Source organism: Pseudomonas spirodelae (assembly GCF_034653255.1).
GTDB lineage: Bacteria > Pseudomonadota > Gammaproteobacteria > Pseudomonadales > Pseudomonadaceae > Aquipseudomonas > Aquipseudomonas spirodelae.
On the sequence record NZ_JAYEET010000009.1, the window covers coordinates 73,902 to 89,560 of the forward strand.

General features: G+C 62.3%; 15 protein-coding genes. 6 read left to right on the forward strand and 9 right to left on the reverse strand.

Annotated features, from left to right (window positions below; genetic code table 11):
* Positions 1-101 precede the first annotated feature (101 nt).
* Both cysQ and nudE read right to left on the reverse strand, forming a co-directional pair.
* Positions 102-923 carry a 3'(2'),5'-bisphosphate nucleotidase CysQ gene (gene cysQ, locus SOP97_RS03945; protein ID WP_322948275.1) on the reverse strand — a complete coding sequence of 274 codons (822 nt, stop codon included), beginning with the start codon at positions 921-923 and terminating at the stop codon, positions 102-104.
* The gene (gene nudE / locus SOP97_RS03950) at positions 920-1,486 is read right to left on the reverse strand and encodes an ADP compounds hydrolase NudE (protein WP_322948276.1); all 567 of its coding nucleotides are present in this window, start codon (positions 1,484-1,486) and stop codon (positions 920-922) included. Before nudE ends, cysQ begins: the two co-directional genes overlap by 4 nt.
* Positions 1,487-1,616: 130 nt before the next feature.
* On the opposite strand from nudE, the gene yrfG reads away from it, so the two are divergent.
* Positions 1,617-2,279, forward strand: coding sequence for a GMP/IMP nucleotidase (gene yrfG / locus SOP97_RS03955; protein ID WP_322948277.1), 663 nt, complete (start codon positions 1,617-1,619; stop codon positions 2,277-2,279).
* 42 nt (positions 2,280-2,321) lie between these two features.
* On the opposite strand, the gene lysM is transcribed toward yrfG, so the two are convergent.
* Positions 2,322-2,762, reverse strand: a complete 441-nt coding sequence (gene lysM, locus SOP97_RS03960) for a peptidoglycan-binding protein LysM (protein ID WP_322948278.1) — start codon at positions 2,760-2,762, stop codon at positions 2,322-2,324.
* 165 nt (positions 2,763-2,927) lie between these two features.
* On the opposite strand from lysM, the gene SOP97_RS03965 reads away from it, so the two are divergent.
* The 4 genes from SOP97_RS03965 (at position 2,928) to SOP97_RS03980 (ending at position 7,696) form a co-directional block, all read left to right on the forward strand.
* Complete coding sequence (locus SOP97_RS03965) at positions 2,928-3,821, forward strand: LysR family transcriptional regulator (protein WP_322948279.1); 894 nt, start codon at positions 2,928-2,930, stop codon at positions 3,819-3,821.
* 114 nt (positions 3,822-3,935) lie between these two features.
* A complete protein-coding gene (gene fdhD / locus SOP97_RS03970; protein WP_411912021.1) occupies positions 3,936-4,784 on the forward strand; it encodes a formate dehydrogenase accessory sulfurtransferase FdhD in 849 nt (282 codons plus the stop codon).
* Entirely contained in the window at positions 4,781-7,102 is a 2,322-nt protein-coding gene (locus tag SOP97_RS03975) for an FdhF/YdeP family oxidoreductase (RefSeq protein WP_322948281.1), read from the forward strand. Before fdhD ends, SOP97_RS03975 begins: the two co-directional genes overlap by 4 nt.
* Before the next feature lie 147 nt (positions 7,103-7,249).
* Positions 7,250-7,696, forward strand: coding sequence for a glycine zipper domain-containing protein (locus tag SOP97_RS03980; RefSeq protein WP_322948282.1), 447 nt, complete (start codon positions 7,250-7,252; stop codon positions 7,694-7,696).
* A gap of 107 nt (positions 7,697-7,803) precedes the next feature.
* Here the strand turns inward: SOP97_RS03980 and SOP97_RS03985 are convergent, their stop codons facing one another.
* The 4 genes from SOP97_RS03985 to SOP97_RS04000 form a co-directional block, all read right to left on the reverse strand.
* Positions 7,804-8,247 (reverse strand): acyl-CoA thioesterase, encoded by a 444-nt coding sequence (locus tag SOP97_RS03985; protein WP_322948283.1) that lies wholly within the window; start codon positions 8,245-8,247, stop codon positions 7,804-7,806.
* Positions 8,248-8,408: 161 nt separating this feature from the next.
* Positions 8,409-9,572, reverse strand: coding sequence for an iron-containing alcohol dehydrogenase (locus SOP97_RS03990; protein WP_322948284.1), 1,164 nt, complete (start codon positions 9,570-9,572; stop codon positions 8,409-8,411).
* Between the two features lie 56 nt (positions 9,573-9,628).
* Positions 9,629-11,419 (reverse strand): acyl-CoA dehydrogenase C-terminal domain-containing protein, encoded by a 1,791-nt coding sequence (locus tag SOP97_RS03995; protein WP_322948285.1) that lies wholly within the window; start codon positions 11,417-11,419, stop codon positions 9,629-9,631.
* A complete protein-coding gene (locus SOP97_RS04000) occupies positions 11,416-12,654 on the reverse strand; it encodes a 3-hydroxyacyl-CoA dehydrogenase (protein ID WP_322948286.1) in 1,239 nt (412 codons plus the stop codon). Before SOP97_RS04000 ends, SOP97_RS03995 begins: the two co-directional genes overlap by 4 nt.
* A 120-nt stretch (positions 12,655-12,774) precedes the next feature.
* On the opposite strand from SOP97_RS04000, the gene SOP97_RS04005 reads away from it, so the two are divergent.
* Entirely contained in the window at positions 12,775-13,677 is a 903-nt protein-coding gene (locus SOP97_RS04005; protein WP_322948287.1) for a LysR family transcriptional regulator, read from the forward strand.
* Positions 13,678-13,778: 101 nt separating this feature from the next.
* Here the strand turns inward: SOP97_RS04005 and SOP97_RS04010 are convergent, their stop codons facing one another.
* Both SOP97_RS04010 and SOP97_RS04015 read right to left on the reverse strand, forming a co-directional pair.
* The gene (locus tag SOP97_RS04010; protein ID WP_274087093.1) at positions 13,779-13,949 is read right to left on the reverse strand and encodes a hypothetical protein; all 171 of its coding nucleotides are present in this window, start codon (positions 13,947-13,949) and stop codon (positions 13,779-13,781) included.
* Positions 13,950-14,125: 176 nt separating this feature from the next.
* Entirely contained in the window at positions 14,126-15,616 is a 1,491-nt protein-coding gene (locus SOP97_RS04015) for a flavin-containing monooxygenase (protein WP_322948288.1), read from the reverse strand.
* Positions 15,617-15,659 lie beyond the last annotated feature (43 nt).

The following is a 15,659-nucleotide window of genomic DNA, read 5'->3' on the forward strand; positions in this document are numbered from 1 at the left end:
CTGCGGCTAACCCATCCTACGGGCTGCACATGTCGCGCCGCGATTTGTAGGAGGGGCTTTAGCAGCGATTGCAACCTGCCACGTAACGGCAGATTCGCTGCTTAATCCAGCGCGCGGGCCAACTGAATCAGCTCGGCGCGCCAGGCAGCGGCCGCTGGCAGGGCCAGAAAATACGGATTGAGCAAGGACTCGCGCGCTTCATAAGTCAGCGCCTCGCCTTTGAGCGTCAGCACCTCGCCGCCCGCCCCTTCCAGCACACCCTGCGCCGCTGCCGTGTCCCACTGCGAGGTCGGTGCCAGGCGCGGGTAGCAATCGGCGTTACCCTCGGCCAACTGGCAGAACTTCAACGAGCTGCCGACGCTAGCCAGTTGCAAGTCACCGAAACGCTCACTCAAGCCTGCCAGCAACGCCTCCTGCGCCGGGCTGGAATGACGGCGACTGGCCACCAGGGTAAAGGCTTCCTGCGGCGCCAGGCGTACGCTGATCGGCTCAGCCTTGCCCGCTTTATCCTCTCGCCAGGCGCCGAGACTCGCACCGCCGTAATAGCACTGGCCGGTGGCCGGAATGCCAACCACGCCGAAGACCACACGGCCTTGTTCAATCAGCGCGACGTTGACGGTGAACTCCTCGCTGCCGGCAATAAACTCCTTGGTGCCATCCAGCGGATCGACCAGCCACCAGCGGCTCCATTGCCCGCGTTCGCTCAAGGCAATATCCGCGGCCTCCTCGGAAAGCACGGGAATATCCGGCGCCAGCGCCAGCAGGCCATCGTTAAGGATGTGGTGCGCGGCCATATCGGCAGCGGTGACCGGCGAGGCATCGGCCTTCTCATTCACCGTGACATCGGCGCGCCAGAATGGCAGCGTCGCCGCGCCAGCCTGGCGCACCAACTCAATCACCGCCGGAATCAGAGGGTGGCTCATGGTTTAAAGCTCCCACGCTGGGTCAACACATCGCGGGCCAGGTACAACGCCGCCAAAGCACGCCCCTCAGTGAATTGCGGCTGCTGGATCAGGCTCGACAGCTCACGCAGATTGGCTTTATCGACGCGCATCGGCTCCGGCTCATCACCGGGCAAACGTTCTTCATACAGGTCCCAGGCCAGTACCACCTGAATCTTCTGGCTCATATAACCTGGCGACAGGCTCAGCTCAGCCAGATGCTCCAGATGTCGCGCGCCAAAACCGGCTTCTTCCTTGAGCTCGCGGTTGGCCGCGTCTAGCACATCCTCACCCGGCTCAATCAAGCCTTTGGGCAACGACAGCTGATAGTCATCGGTGCCGCCGCAATACTCTTCGACCAACAGGGCATGCTCGGCATCCGCCATCGCCACGATCATCACCGCGCCATAGCCTGCGCCCTTGCCCACCAGCCGTTCATAGGTGCGTTCCACACCGTTGCTGAAGCGCAACTGCAGCTCCTCAACACGGAACAGGCGGCTGCTGGCGACAATTTCGCGGGCGAGTACAGTGGGTTTCTGGCGCATGGGGCGGCTCCTGGGCGAGACATAGCGGGTTATCATAGCGCGGCTTTTCCTATTATCCGCGTAGGAGATTGCGTGATCTCGACGCCCAAGGCGCAAATCGCGCCCCTGCGCATCAGCCCGAAGACCTCGCATGCCCGCCTTGCTCTGGAACACCATCGATACCGTCTTGCTGGATATGGACGGCACCCTGCTCGACCTGCACTTCGACAACCACTTCTGGTTGCACCACCTGCCGCAGCGTTATGCCGAGCACCATGGCATCAGCCGCGCGCTGGCCGATGCCGAATTGCTGCCGCTGTTTCGCGAGCACGCCGGGACGTTGAACTGGTACTGCACGGATTTCTGGAGCCGCGAGCTCAAGCTGTCGATCCGCGACCTCAAGCGCGAAGTGGCGCACCTGATCGCTCTGCGCCCAGACGCCGACATCTTTATCCAGGCCCTGCGCCAAGCCGGCAAGCAGGTGGTGATGATCACCAACGCGCACCGCGATTCACTGTCATTGAAGCTGGAACGCATCGAACTGGCACCGTACTTCGACCGGCTGATCAGCTCCCACGACTATGGCTTCCCTAAGGAAGACCAGCAGTTCTGGCACGCCCTGCAGCAGGACATCGACTTTGCACCGGCGCGCAGCCTGTTTATAGATGACAGCCTGCCAATCCTGCGCAGCGCCGGACGCTTTGGCATCGGCCACCTGCTCGCCGTACGCCAACCCGATAGCCAGGCGGGACCGAAGGACACCGAGGAATTTGCTGCCGTGGAGGATTACCGGGAGTTGTTGCAGGGGCTGTAACCGCATCGGGCGGCCATTGCAGCCGCCCGACAAACACGTCGTTTATTCCTCGGGAATACGCAACACCTGGCCCGGATAGATCTTGTCCGGATGGCTGAGCATCGGCTTGTTGGCTTCAAAGATTTTCGGGTAAGCATTGGCATTGCCGTATTCGGCCTTGGCAATCGCGCTCAGGGTGTCGCCCTTCTTCACCGTGACAAAGCGCGCCGCCGGTGCCGGCGTGGTCACGCTGATATGGTCTTCCACTTCGGCCACACCAGCGACGTTGCCCAGGGCCAGGAGTATTTTCTCTTTTTCCTCCTGGCTGGCCACTTCACCACGGGCGATGACCTTCTCACCTTCGACGCTGACCTGAATATTTGGATTACCCAAGCCCACCTTGGCAACGTGCGCCGTCAGCGATTCGGCCGCCTGGGCCTCCTGGCCAACCAGTGATTCCCAGAGTTTCGTACCGGCTTCTTTGACAAAGGCAAACAGACTCATAAGGCGTCCTCTTGTTCCTTGGAAAGTGGCCGGGCAACGCTGCCCGGAGCTCGAAGTCTAGCCCCTGATTCGTGACAACGGCGCTGGCGTTGCAGGGCCGATTCAGCGCCAGACATCCATCAGGCGCCTGCTAGAATCGGCGCAATTCAGGGTTTAGGACACATCATGGATATCAAACAGCTGAAGTTCCTTATCGCCCTGGATGAAACCCGTCACTTCGGCCAGGCAGCCGCCCGTTGCCATATCACCCAGCCGACCCTGTCGATGCGCCTGCGCCAGCTGGAAGACGAGCTGGGCCTGGAACTGGTGCGTCGTGGTCAGCGCTTCGAGGGGTTCAGCGCCGAAGGCGAGCGTATTCTGGCTTGGGCGCGCAGCCTGATGGCCGCGCATGACGGCCTGTATGCGGAAGCGGCGGCCTGCCGTGGTCAGCTGGTCGGCACCTTGCGTCTGGGTGTGGTGCCGCTGGCCGGTTTCGACCCGATGCGCCTGGTGCAGTTTTTCGCTGAGCAGCATCCTGGGCTGCGCTTCCAGCTGTTTGCCCTGAGCAGCGAGCAGATCCTCGAACGCCTCGGGCGTAATCAGCTCGACCTCGGCCTGTCCTACCTCGACCGCTTGGACCGCGAGCACTTTGACAGCCTGGAGCTGGCCGAAACGCGCATGGGCCTGCTGTACGACCGCCGGCACTTCCAGTTCACCCGGCCGGCCCTGCGCTGGGAAAGCCTGATCGAACTGCCGCTGGGCCTGCTCTCGGCGGGCATGCATTTTCGCCAGTCGATCGACCATAGCTTCCGCTCGCGTGGCCTGACGCCCAGCCCACGACTGGAAACCGATGCCGTGCACCAGCTGCTGCAAGCCGTTAGCGCTGGCCTGTGCTGCGCGATCATGCCGCTCAACAGCGGCCTGGCAGAGTTCACCGAACACTTGGCGCTGACGCCCATCGAAGACGCCCACACCCTCGCGCCACTGGGCTTGATCATGCGCCGCAGCGCGCCCCGCTCGGCCCTAGCCGAAGCCTGTTTTGCCGAAGCGCACAAGCTTTTACCCGTAGCTGCGGGCTGAAAGGCCCGAACTTGAAGCTTTGATAGACCGCATCGATCACTAGATCGGCAACAGCAATTAGACTCACCTGACGCAGCGGCCTAGGCTGGAGCAACAACTCCGTGCCGGGAAGTCTTGCCCATGCCACGCCACGCGCCCACCAGCCCGCCACCCAGCGCGCCGACATTACTGCCAGCGCCCACTTACAGCTATGTCGAACTGGCAGATAGCCAGCAGGACGGCGCCGCCGTGCTGGCCAGTGAGACGGCCCTGGCAATCAGCTACAACGGCATCAGCCACAGCGTGATGATGGTTTCGCCCAGCGACCTTGAGGACTTTATCTACGGTTTCAGCCTGAGCGCCGGCCTGATCGACAGCTTCGATGAGATCTACGACATCAGCCTTCAGCAGCATGACAGCGCCATCAGTGCCGAGGTGCAGGTCAGCAACCGCGCCTTCTGGGCGCTCAAGCAGCAGCGCCGTACCTTGGCCGGTAACAGCGGCTGCGGCCTGTGCGGGGTCGAAGCACTGGAACAGGCGCTGCCGCAGCTGCAAAACCTGCCGCCCAGCCCACTGCCCGCCCCGGCTCACCTGCAGGGCCTGCGTCAGCGCATTCAAACAGCACAAACCATGGCCCGTCACAGCGGCGCGGTGCACGCGGCATTGTTTGTCGATGCTCAGGGGCAGATCCGCCTGTGCCGCGAAGACATCGGCCGGCATAACGCCCTCGACAAGCTGCTCGGCGCACTGCACCGCGGCGGTGAAGACCTGCGCCTGGGCTTTGCCGTGGTCACCAGCCGCTGCAGCCTGGAGCTGATCCACAAGGCGTTGCGCGCGGGTATCGGCACCCTGGTCAGCCTTTCCGCACCGACCAGCCTGAGCGTGCAGTGGGCACGTCAGCACAACCTCAACCTGATCCATATTCCCCAGCAGAGCGCACCACGGGTTTACAGCCCTGCAGCGCCCGGAGCCAAACAGCCATGAGCCTGCAACCGATCAAGCCACGCTATCAACCTTACAAAGGCGCCGCTGCCGGCTGGGGCGCGCTACGCAGCGTCACGCACTTCTGGCTGGACAGTAAGCAGCCGTTCAAAAATCTCCGTGCCCTGCTCAAGACCAATCAGCACGGCGGTTTCGACTGCCCCGGCTGCGCCTGGGGCGACTCGCCGGAAGACGGCCACATCAAGTTTTGTGAGAACGGCGCCAAGGCGGTCAACTGGGAAGCCACCAAACGCCGGGTGGATGCTGCCTTCTTCGCCCGTTACAGCGTCAGCCAGCTGCGTGAACAGAGCGATTACTGGCTTGAATACCAGGGCCGCCTGACCGAACCGATGCGCTATGACGCCGCCAGCGATCATTACCTGCCGGTTAGTTGGGACGCCGCCTTTGCCCTGATCGCCGAGCACCTGAAACAGCTGGAAAGCCCCAACCAGGCTGAATTCTACACCTCGGGCCGGGCCAGCAACGAAGCGGCCTACCTGTATCAACTGTTTGTCCGCGCCTTTGGCAGCAACAACTTCCCTGACTGCTCAAACATGTGCCACGAAGCCAGCGGCGTGGCCCTCGGCCAGAGCGTCGGTGTAGGTAAGGGCAGCGTGACCTTTGCCGACTTTGAACACAGTGATGCGATCTTCGTGCTCGGGCAAAACCCCGGCACCAACCACCCGCGCATGCTTGAGCCACTGCGTGAGGCAGTCAAACGTGGCGCCCAGGTGGTGTGCTTCAACCCGCTAAAAGAGCGCGGCCTGGAACGTTTCCAGCACCCGCAACACGCCCTGGAAATGCTCACCAACGGCTCCGAGCCGTTGAACACCGCATTCTTCCGCCCAGCCCTGGGCGGTGATTTAGCCGCGCTGCGCGGCATGGCCAAATTCCTCCTGCAGTGGCACCGCGAAGCACTGGCCAATGGCGAGCCGGCGGTGTTCGACCTGGCGTTTATTGCCGAACACACCGACGGCGTGGATGACTACCTGGCGCTGCTGGATGCCAGTAGCTGGGAGTCGCTGGTCGAGCAGTCCGGCCTGAGCCTGGATGATTTGCAGCACGCGGCCCTGCTCTACCGCCGCGCCGAACGGGTGATCATCTGCTGGGCCATGGGCATCACCCAGCACCACAACTCGGTGGCGACCATCCAGGAAATCGTCAACCTGCAGCTGCTGCGCGGCAATCTCGGGCGGCCCGGCGCCGGCCTGTGCCCCGTGCGCGGCCACAGCAACGTGCAGGGCGACCGCACCATGGGCATCAACGAACGGCCGTCTGCGACCTTTCTCGATGCGCTGGAGCAACGCTTCCAGTTCCAGGTACCGCGCGCGCAGGGCCACAACACGGTTGAGGCGATCAACGCCATGCTCGATGGCCACGCCAAGGTGTTTATCGGCCTGGGCGGCAACTTCGCCCAAGCCACCCCGGACAGCCCGCGCAGCCATATCGCACTGAGCCGCTGCGCACTGACCGTGCAGATCAGCACCAAGCTCAACCGCAGCCACCTAACCACCGGTACGGATGCGCTGATTCTGCCGTGCCTCGGTCGTACTGATATCGACCACCAGGCCGATGGCCCGCAGGCGGTGACCGTGGAAGACTCATTCAGCATGATCCACGCCTCATACGGCCAGCTTGAACCGCTGTCGCCACAAATGCGTTCGGAGCCGGCGATCATTGCCGGTATCGCCAAGGCCACGCTGGGTAACCATCCCGTCGAGTGGGACGCGCTGATTGCCGATTACAGCCGCATCCGCGAGCTGATTGCCGACACCATTCCCGGCTTTAGCGACTTCAACCAGCGCGTGCAGCACCCTGGCGGCTTCTACCTGGGCAATGCGGCCGGCGAACGCCGCTGGCTGACCGCCAACCACAAGGCCAACTTCAAGGCCAACCCGCTGCCCACCGACCTGCTGCCACCGCAGGTACGCAACACCGGGCAAACGCCGGACCTGATCCTGCAAACCCTGCGTTCCCACGACCAGTACAACACCACCATTTATGGCCTGGATGATCGCTACCGTGGGGTCAAAGGCCAGCGCCAGGTGCTGTTCGTCAATGAAGCCGACATCCTGCGCCTGGGCTTTCAGCCGGGGCAGAAGGTCGACATTCAGTCCATCTGGGATGACGGCATCGAGCGCAAGGTCGTTGGTTTCACCCTATTGGCCTTCGACATTCCCGCCGGCCAGGCCGCGGCGTACTACCCGGAGGCCAATCCATTGGTGCCGCTGCAGAGCTTTGGCGCGGGCAGTTTCACCCCGACCTCGAAGTACGTGGCGATCCGTTTGCAAGCCCATCACGCCGAGGCGCGCATTGTTTAACCTCGGCTTGTGTGGCGGCGATCACAGCGGCGACCAACGGCAGGGAATTTTTTCCTGCAATTGACTCTAAGACTGGGAGCGGACACTTCACCCTTTAAAACCAAAGGCTTAGATCCGCATCCTACTGACATCAAGAAGGTCTGCCGTATGCGTAAATTATGTTCTGCGCTGATATTCAGCGCCTTGGTCTGCCCCCTGGCCGTGGCTGGCGATACCGGCAAGGTCGCCATCGGCAGCGGCCTTGGCGGAGTCTTAGGTAATGTAATTGGCCAACAGGTTGGCGGCAGCACCGGCGCTGCGATTGGCGCGGGCCTGGGTGGCGCAGCCGGCGGCGTAGTAACCGCGCGCGACGGCAACAAGACTGAAGCCGCACTGGGCGGCGGGCTGGGTGCCGCCGGTGGCTCGGTACTGGGTAATACGGTCGGCGGTAGCACCGGCTCACTCATCGGTGCAGGCCTGGGCGGCGCAGCCGGTGGCGCGCTGGCCAATGAATACGCCGGCGGCAGTAATGGTGACCGTCGTCACGATCGTGGCCATTACCACGACCACAAACACAAGAAACATAAAAAGCATAGAAAACACAGGCACCACTGAGTCGCCCGTGTAGACAGCAAAAAGCCGCTCACCAGCGGCTTTTTTGGTTGTGCAGGAAGCGCCGAGCGCCACCCTGCTTTAACGCAGCGGCCGTGTAAAAGCGCTGCCTAGATAGCCGGCTCGATCAACAACAGCGTCAGCGCCGCGCGCAGGGTCTCGGGAATACTCAGCGGGCGGTTGCTGCTGCGATCGACAAAAACGTGCACGAAACGCCCCGCCGCGCAGGCCTCATCCTCACCTTCCTTGAACACCGCCAGCTCGTACTGCACCGAACTGTTACCCAGCTTGCCAACGCGCAGGCCGATCTCGATGCGCTCGGGGAAGGCGATGGAAGCGAAGTAGTCGCAGCTGGAGCTGACCACAAAGCCAACCACAGCGCCGTTATGAATATCCAGGCCGCCGACCTCGATCAGGTAGGTGTTCACCGCACTGTCGAAGAAGCTGTAGTAGGTGACATTGTTTACATGGCCGTAGACATCATTGTCGTGCCAGCGCGTGGTGATCGGCTGGAAGTGCCGGTAATCACTACGCAGGTGTTGGGGTTGGCTCATCGGGAATCCTTGTAGTTAGCGGGAAGCACAAGCGCCCATGCTTTTGTAGGAACGGCTGGGCGGCACTCCGGCTTGCCCGCGATTTTCCGTGGCACCTCGACCGCCAATCGCGGCCAAGGCCGCTCCTACAAGTCGAGATCGCTTACAGGTACCAGACAGCCTTAATAGGCCACCTGATAGATGGCCAGTGCATGGGCCTCGGTCATCTCGCGCGGGTTATTCACCAGCAGGCGTTGCTGCAACATCGCATCGCGGGCCAGGGTCGGCAGCATATCCTGCGGCACACCGGCATCACGCAGGCAGGTGGGCAGGCCGCTGCGCACGCTGAAGTCGGCCAAGGCGGCAATCAACTGCTCGGTCTGCTGCAGCGCACTGCCAGCACGCAGGGCATCACCCAACACCAGCGGCGCCAGCTCGGCATACAGCGGCGCGGCCACGCTGGCGTTAAAGCCCAGCACATGCGGCAACACCAATGCGTTACTCAGGCCGTGGGGAATATGAAAGTGCCCGCCCAGCGGATACGCCAGCGCATGCACCGCCGCCACCGGCGCGTTGGCAAACGCCTGCCCGGCCAGGCAGGAGCCGAGCAGCATGGCCTGACGCGCCTCGCGGTTAGCGCCGTTGTGCACCACTTCATCCAGATTGCTCGCCAGCAGGCGCAATGCTTCGCGGGCCAGCAGATCGGACAGCGGGTTCTTCTTCAGCGCGCTGGTATAGGCCTCGATGGCGTGGACCATGGCATCGATACCGGTGGCGGCTGTAACCGCCGGCGGTAGGCCTAGGGTCAGCTCAGCATCCAACACGGCCACGTCGGGCAATAGCAACGGCGAAACCACGCCCATCTTGGTGGTTGCCCCGGTGGTGATGATGGAAATCGGCGTGACCTCCGAACCGGTGCCGGCAGTGGTCGGCACCAGGATCAGCGGCAGGCGCGGGCCCCGAGCGTTGCCAACCCCGTACATCTGCGCCAACGCCTGACTGCACTCAGGGTGCGCCAAGAGCGCCACCAGCTTGGCCACATCCATCGAACTGCCGCCGCCAAAGCCGACGATCAGCTGCGCCTTGAGCCCCTTGGCCTGTTCAACCGCCGCCAGCAGGATGGACTCCGGCGGGTCGGCCACCACCTGATCGAACACCTCAACATTTACATCCGCTGCGGCAAAACCGGGCAATACCTCGTCGAGCAAACCCAGCTTGCTGATGCCGGGATCAGTGACGATCAGCACCCGCTGCGCACCGCGCTCCCGGCACAGTTCGGCCAAGCGCCGCGACGCGCCGATTTCGCAGAGAATCTGCGCAGTGGTGGCAAAGCTAAAGGGCAGCATGGGGCGTCCTCTTGTTGTAATTAGGTTATGGGCGTCTTGAACTCAGCCTACGCGCTTTAGAACGCAAAGCTCGCCTCATCCATCGCCATCAAACAGGCCGCACCGCCGAGCAACGCCTCGCGATGGGCGCTGGCACGCGGCAGAACTCTGCGCAAATAAAAATCAGCCGCCTGCAACTTGGCCTGGTAAAACGCCGCCCCGCCGCTACCCGCCTCCAGTGCGTCCTGCGCGCGCACAGCGGCCTGCAGCCAAAAGCCGGCCAGCAGCAGATAGGCCGAATACTGGAGGAAATCCACCGACATCGCGCCGATCTCCTGCACATCGCGCTGGCTGGCGGCAATCACTTCGCTGCTCAGCTCGCGCCATTCGCCCAGACGCGCCTGCACGGTTTTAGCCAGTGCGGCCAGGGCCGGCCGGCTGACGTGCGCATCACACAGTTCACTGAACTCAGCCTGCAGTGCCGACAGTTCGGCACCGCCGTCACCGAGCACCTTGCGGCGCATATAGTCGAGCGCCTGAATGCCATTGGTGCCTTCATACAGCTGGGTGATGCGGCTGTCGCGCATCAGTTGCTCGATGCCCCACTCGCGGATAAAACCGTGGCCGCCATACACCTGCACGGCATGGCTGGCGACTTCCTGGCCCATATCGGTGAAGAAGGCTTTAACGATCGGGATCAGCAACGCCGCACGCTTGCCGGCGGCCTTACGTTGCACCGCATCAGGATGGCCGTGCTGCAGATCCAGCTCGCGCGCGCAGTAAGCGGCGAGCATACGGCTGCCCTCAACCAGGCTCTTCTGGGTCAGCAGCATGCGCCGCACATCCGGGTGCACGATGATCGGGTCGGCGGCTTTTCCAGGCGCCACAGCGCCGCTCAAGCCGCGCGATTGCAAGCGCTCGCGGGCATAACGCAGCGCCCCCTGGAAGGCGGCTTCGCCGATGCCGAGGCCCTGCAGACCGACCTGAAAGCGCGCGTCGTTCATCATGGTGAACATGCAGGCCAGGCCTTGGTTGGCTTCGCCAACCAGCCAGCCAGTGGCGCCGTCGAAGTTCATCACGCAGGTGGACGCGCCCTTGATGCCCATCTTGTGTTCGATGGCCCCACAGGACAGCGCATTACGCTCACCCGGCGAGCCGTCGGCAGCGGCAATAAATTTTGGCACCAGCAGCAGGGATATCCCCTTCACCCCGGCCGGTGCATCCGGCAGACGCGCCAGCACTAGATGAACGATGTTTTCCGAAAGGTCCTGCTCGCCGCCGCTGATAAAGATCTTGCTGCCGCTAACCTTAAAGCTGCCATCCGCCTGCGGCTCGGCGCGGGTTCTCAGCAGCGCCAGGTCGGTACCGGCCTGCGGTTCGGTCAGGCACATGGTGCCGGCCCATTGGCCGCTGACCAGCTTCTCCAAATAGGCGCTTTTCAGCGCGTCGCTGCCATGTTTGTACAGCGCCAGCACCGCGCCTTCTGTCAGCCCGGAGTACACGCGAAACGACAGCGACGCGCTCATCAGCATCTCGTGGAAGTTACACGCGAGCATCTGCGGCAGCGCCTGACCGCCGTATTCGCTCGGCCCGGTCATGCTCGCCCAGCCGTTATCGACATATTGCTGATAGGCCTCGGCAAAACCATCCGGGGTGCTCACCTGGCCGTCGCGCAGTTGGCAACCCTGCTCGTCGCTGTTGCGGTTAAGCGGGGCCACCACCTCGGCGGTGTAACGCGCGCCCTCCTCCAGCACGCCGTCGATCAGCTCGCGATCGAGACCGTTACCGAGCAGTTCGCAGTGGCTGCTGATATCAAACAGTTCATGCAGCACAAAGCGCATATCGCGCAGCGGGGCTTGATAGCTCATACCCGGCCCTCCTGCACGTCGGCGAAACGCTGGCCGCTGGCCGCCAGTTTTTCAATCAGCGTCGCCGGCTGCCAGTGCTCACCGAACGCCGCCTGTAGCGTCTTCAAGCGGTCATGAATAGCCGCCACACCCTGGCTGTCGGCCCACGTCATTGGCCCGCCCTTGTCGGCCGGGAAGCCGTAGCCATTGAGGTAGACCAGATCGATGTCGTGGCTGTTGGCCGCAATATTCTCTTCGAGGATTTTCGCGCCTTCGTTGACCAGCGCCAGCAGGCAGCGCTCGAGAATCTCCTCGGGGCCTATCTCGCGGCGGACGAAGCCCAGTTGCTCGGACACCTGCAGCACCAGCGCATCCACCTCAGGGTCATGCTCGGCCTGGCGACTGCCTTCGGCGTAGCGGTAATAACCCATGCGCGCCTTCTGCCCGAACCGGCCAAGGCCGCACAGACGGTTATCCACCTGCACCGCCGGATCATCCTGGCCCTTGCCGGCCAGTTCACGGGCGCGCCATTCCAGGTCGATGCCGACCACGTCGTACATGCGGAACGGGCCCATGGCGAAACCGAAGCCCTGCAACGCGGCGTCCACCTGATGCGGATAGGCGCCTTCGAGCAGCAGCATGCGCGCCTCGCGCACATAGGTGTGCAGCATGCGGTTGCCGATAAAACCGTCGCAGTTACCGGCCACCACAGTCACTTTGCCAATGCGCTGACCCAGCTCGACGGCAGCCTCCAGCACCGCCTGGGCGGTTTTCTCGCCCCGGACGATTTCCAGCAATTTCATAATGTGCGCCGGGCTGAAAAAGTGCAGCCCCAGCACCTGTTCAGGACGTTTGGTCACAGCGGCAATCGCATCAATATCCAGCGCCGAGGTGTTGCTGGCGAGGATCGCGCCCGGCTTCAGGGTGGCGTCGAGGGTGCGGAAGATTTGCTGCTTGAGTTCGAGGTTCTCGTACACCGCCTCGATTACCAGGTCGGCATCGGCCAGCGCGGCGTAGTCGCCTACCGGGGTGACGCAAGCCAGGCGCGCGGCCGACTGTTCGGCGCTGATCCGCCCGAGCTTGAGGTTATGCGCATTGGTCTCGGCCACCACGGCCATAGCCTGTTCGAGCATCTGCGGGTTGTTGTCCAGCCACAGCACCTGAAGACCGGCGTTGGCCAGGCTCATGACAATACCGCGGCCCATGGTTCCGGCGCCGATCACGGCGACCTGCTGAATGCTGACTACCTTGCTCATGGCCAATCCTCTTAGTGGCGGTGACAGAAAACCCGCACGGGCGAAATAAATTCGTCTGCCACCATAGGCAAGGCGTTACTATTTTTGAAATTTAGTCTTGTGATAAGTCGTATTCAGTAGATGAATATCTCAACCTTCGATCTCAACCTGCTGCGCGTGTTCGATGCCTTGATGCGCGAGCAGAATGTCTCCCGCGCCGCCGAACGCCTGTCGCTCAGTCAGCCAGCGGTAAGTAATGCCCTGAGTCGCCTGCGCGAACTGCTCGATGACCCGCTGTTAGTACGGGTTGGCCGCAGCATGCAACCGACACCGCGCGCCCAGGCACTGGAAACCCCGATACGCGCCGCGCTGCAGCAGATCGAGCAGAGCCTCAACGCCGGCGAGGTGTTCGACCCGGCCAGCAGCCGTCAGCACTTCAATATTGCGGTCACTGATTACGTCGAATTGATCTGCATGCCGCGCTTACTGGAGCAGCTCAGCCAGCAAGCCCCCGGCATGCGCATCGACATTCGCCACCTGACGCCAAACCTACCGGCCGAAGCGCTGGATAAAGGTGAGCTGGACGTGGTGGTGGGACGCTTCGAGGAGATTCCCGCGCGCTTTTCTCGCCAGCACTGGATGAGCGAAACCCTGCAACTGGCGGTGCGCCGTGATCATCCGTTGGCGGCCGGCCCCATGGATCTACCGACCTTTCTGCAACTGCGCCACCTGTGGGTCCACGGCGGCCAGACCCGCGGTATGGTGGACCAGTGGTTGGGCGAACAGGGCTTGTGTCGGGAGATCCTCTACAGCACGCCCAACTACCTGCAGGCCGCGCATGTGGTTGCCAGCAGCGAGTTGGCGGCGGTGCTGCCGACGCAACTGGCGCGCCACTTTGCCCGCTTGCTGCCGTTGCAGTTGTTCGAGCTGCCGTTCGCCCTCGGCCCGTTTCACCTGGAGATCATCAGCCTGGCCCAACGCCAGCGCGACCCGGCGCTGCATTGGTTGATCGAACAGATCAGCGCCATTGCCCAGCCTCACTGAGCTATCTGTAGCGTAATAACGCCGACGGAAAGTAATGGCTAGAAAAAAGGCCGCTGCCGATCAACGATGATCGACAGCGGCCCGGGAAACCTTGGCCAAATCTAGAACGTACCATCACCAATCAGCATGCCGTGCATGACCCTGTAGCTCTTGCGGCCGGACTGCAGTGTCAACGGATTACGCCCGGCAATCACCCAGCCCTTGGCCAGCAGCTGGTCTATATGGGCCCGCAGCTCAGGTAGATAGCGCTGCTCTTGTTGAAGCGATTCCATTCCACTCATCCTCTAAAGGCGTCATCTGCAACAACCCGGCACGCCCGGCCATTTATCCATTAACACGGTCGAAACAATAGCGGCCTAATGCCAGTAATAGAAGCGATGTTAGGCCACATCCTTGTAGGCATATCGCACCACCAAACTATGGCGTCTGGCTTACACAGCTGTAGAGTCTAGACCGCTGTGGCGCTGGCATTGGCTGGATCGACCTGCGGTGAACTAAACGCCAGATAATCGTCTTCCATCTTGCCATAGCGCAGCAGCGCCAAATCCAGCAGGTAGTTCTGGTAGAGCTTCCAGGGTGCGCGGTCACCCTGACTGGGAATCTTACCGGCCGCGCGCTGGATATAGCCCGAGGCCAGGTCGAGAAACGGCGCTTCCTTTACTTGCCGCGCCGGGTCGCGCGGTGTGCACTGGCGCATACCGGTGGCGTCCATATGGTTGATCAGGCGGCAGTAATACTCGCTGGAAAGGTCCGCCTTGAGCGTCCAGCTGGCGTTGGTGTAACCCAGTACCACCGCCACATTCGGCAGATCGCGCAGCATGATGCCGCGATAGCCCATGCTCTCGGCTGCCTCAAAGGGCACACCATCCACCGCCACCTGCATGCCGCCAAACAGCTGCAACTCCAACCCCGTGGCACTGATGATCACATCCGCTGGCAGTTCCTCACCGGTTTTCAGGCGGATGCCCTTGGCGGTCAGGCCATCAATGAGCTCGGTCACTACCGAGGCTTTGCCTTCGCGCAGCGCCGTGAACAAGTCACCATTGGGTACGACACACACCCGCTCATCCCAAGGTTTGTAGCGCGGGCTGAAATGGCGCATGTCGACATCCGCACCGAGCTGGCGCTTAGCCAGCCCCAGCAGCAACTTGCGCACCAGGCTGGGCCAGACTTTGGCGAGGCTGTAAAACGCCATCTGCATGGCCACATTGCGCGTGCGAGCCAGCCGGTACACCCAGGTTTGCGGTAGAAAGCGGCGCAGGAAAGCGGCAAGCGGATCGCCCTGCGGCAAGCTCACCACATAGCTCGGCGAGCGTTGCAGCATGGTCACGTGCTTGGCCTTGTCGGTCATCGCCGGGACCAGGGTGACGGCCGTTGCACCGCTGCCGATTACCACGACATTTTTGCCGCTGTAGTCGAAATCCTCCGGCCATAACTGCGGATGAATAAACACCCCCTGGAACTGTTCACGGCCTTTGAATTCAGGGGTGTAGCCCGCCTCGTAACGGTAATAACCGGTGCACATCAGCAGGTGTTGGCAGCTGAATTTGAGCGGTTCGGCGTCCTCGCCACGCTGCACCTGCAGAGTCCAGATGGCGCGCTCGCTGCACCAGTCGGCCTTGAGCACCCGGTGCTGAAAGCGGATCTTTTCCTGAATGCCATTTTCCCGAGCGGTTTCCTCGATATAACGGCGGATCGACGGGCCGTCAGCGATGGCCTGCGGGTGGGTCCAGGGTTTGAAGTTGTAGCCGAGGGTGAACATGTCCGAGTCGGAACGGATACCCGGATAACGAAACAAGTCCCAGGTGCCGCCCAGTGCTGACCGGCCTTCGAGGATGGCGAAGCGCTTGCCTGGGCAATGCTTCATCAGGTGGTAGGCCGCACCGACGCCAGACAGGCCAGCGCCAATGATCAAAACGTCCAGATGTTCAACAGACATGGGGGCTCCTTGGGCTTCTTCTTATGCACGACGGGCCACTCAC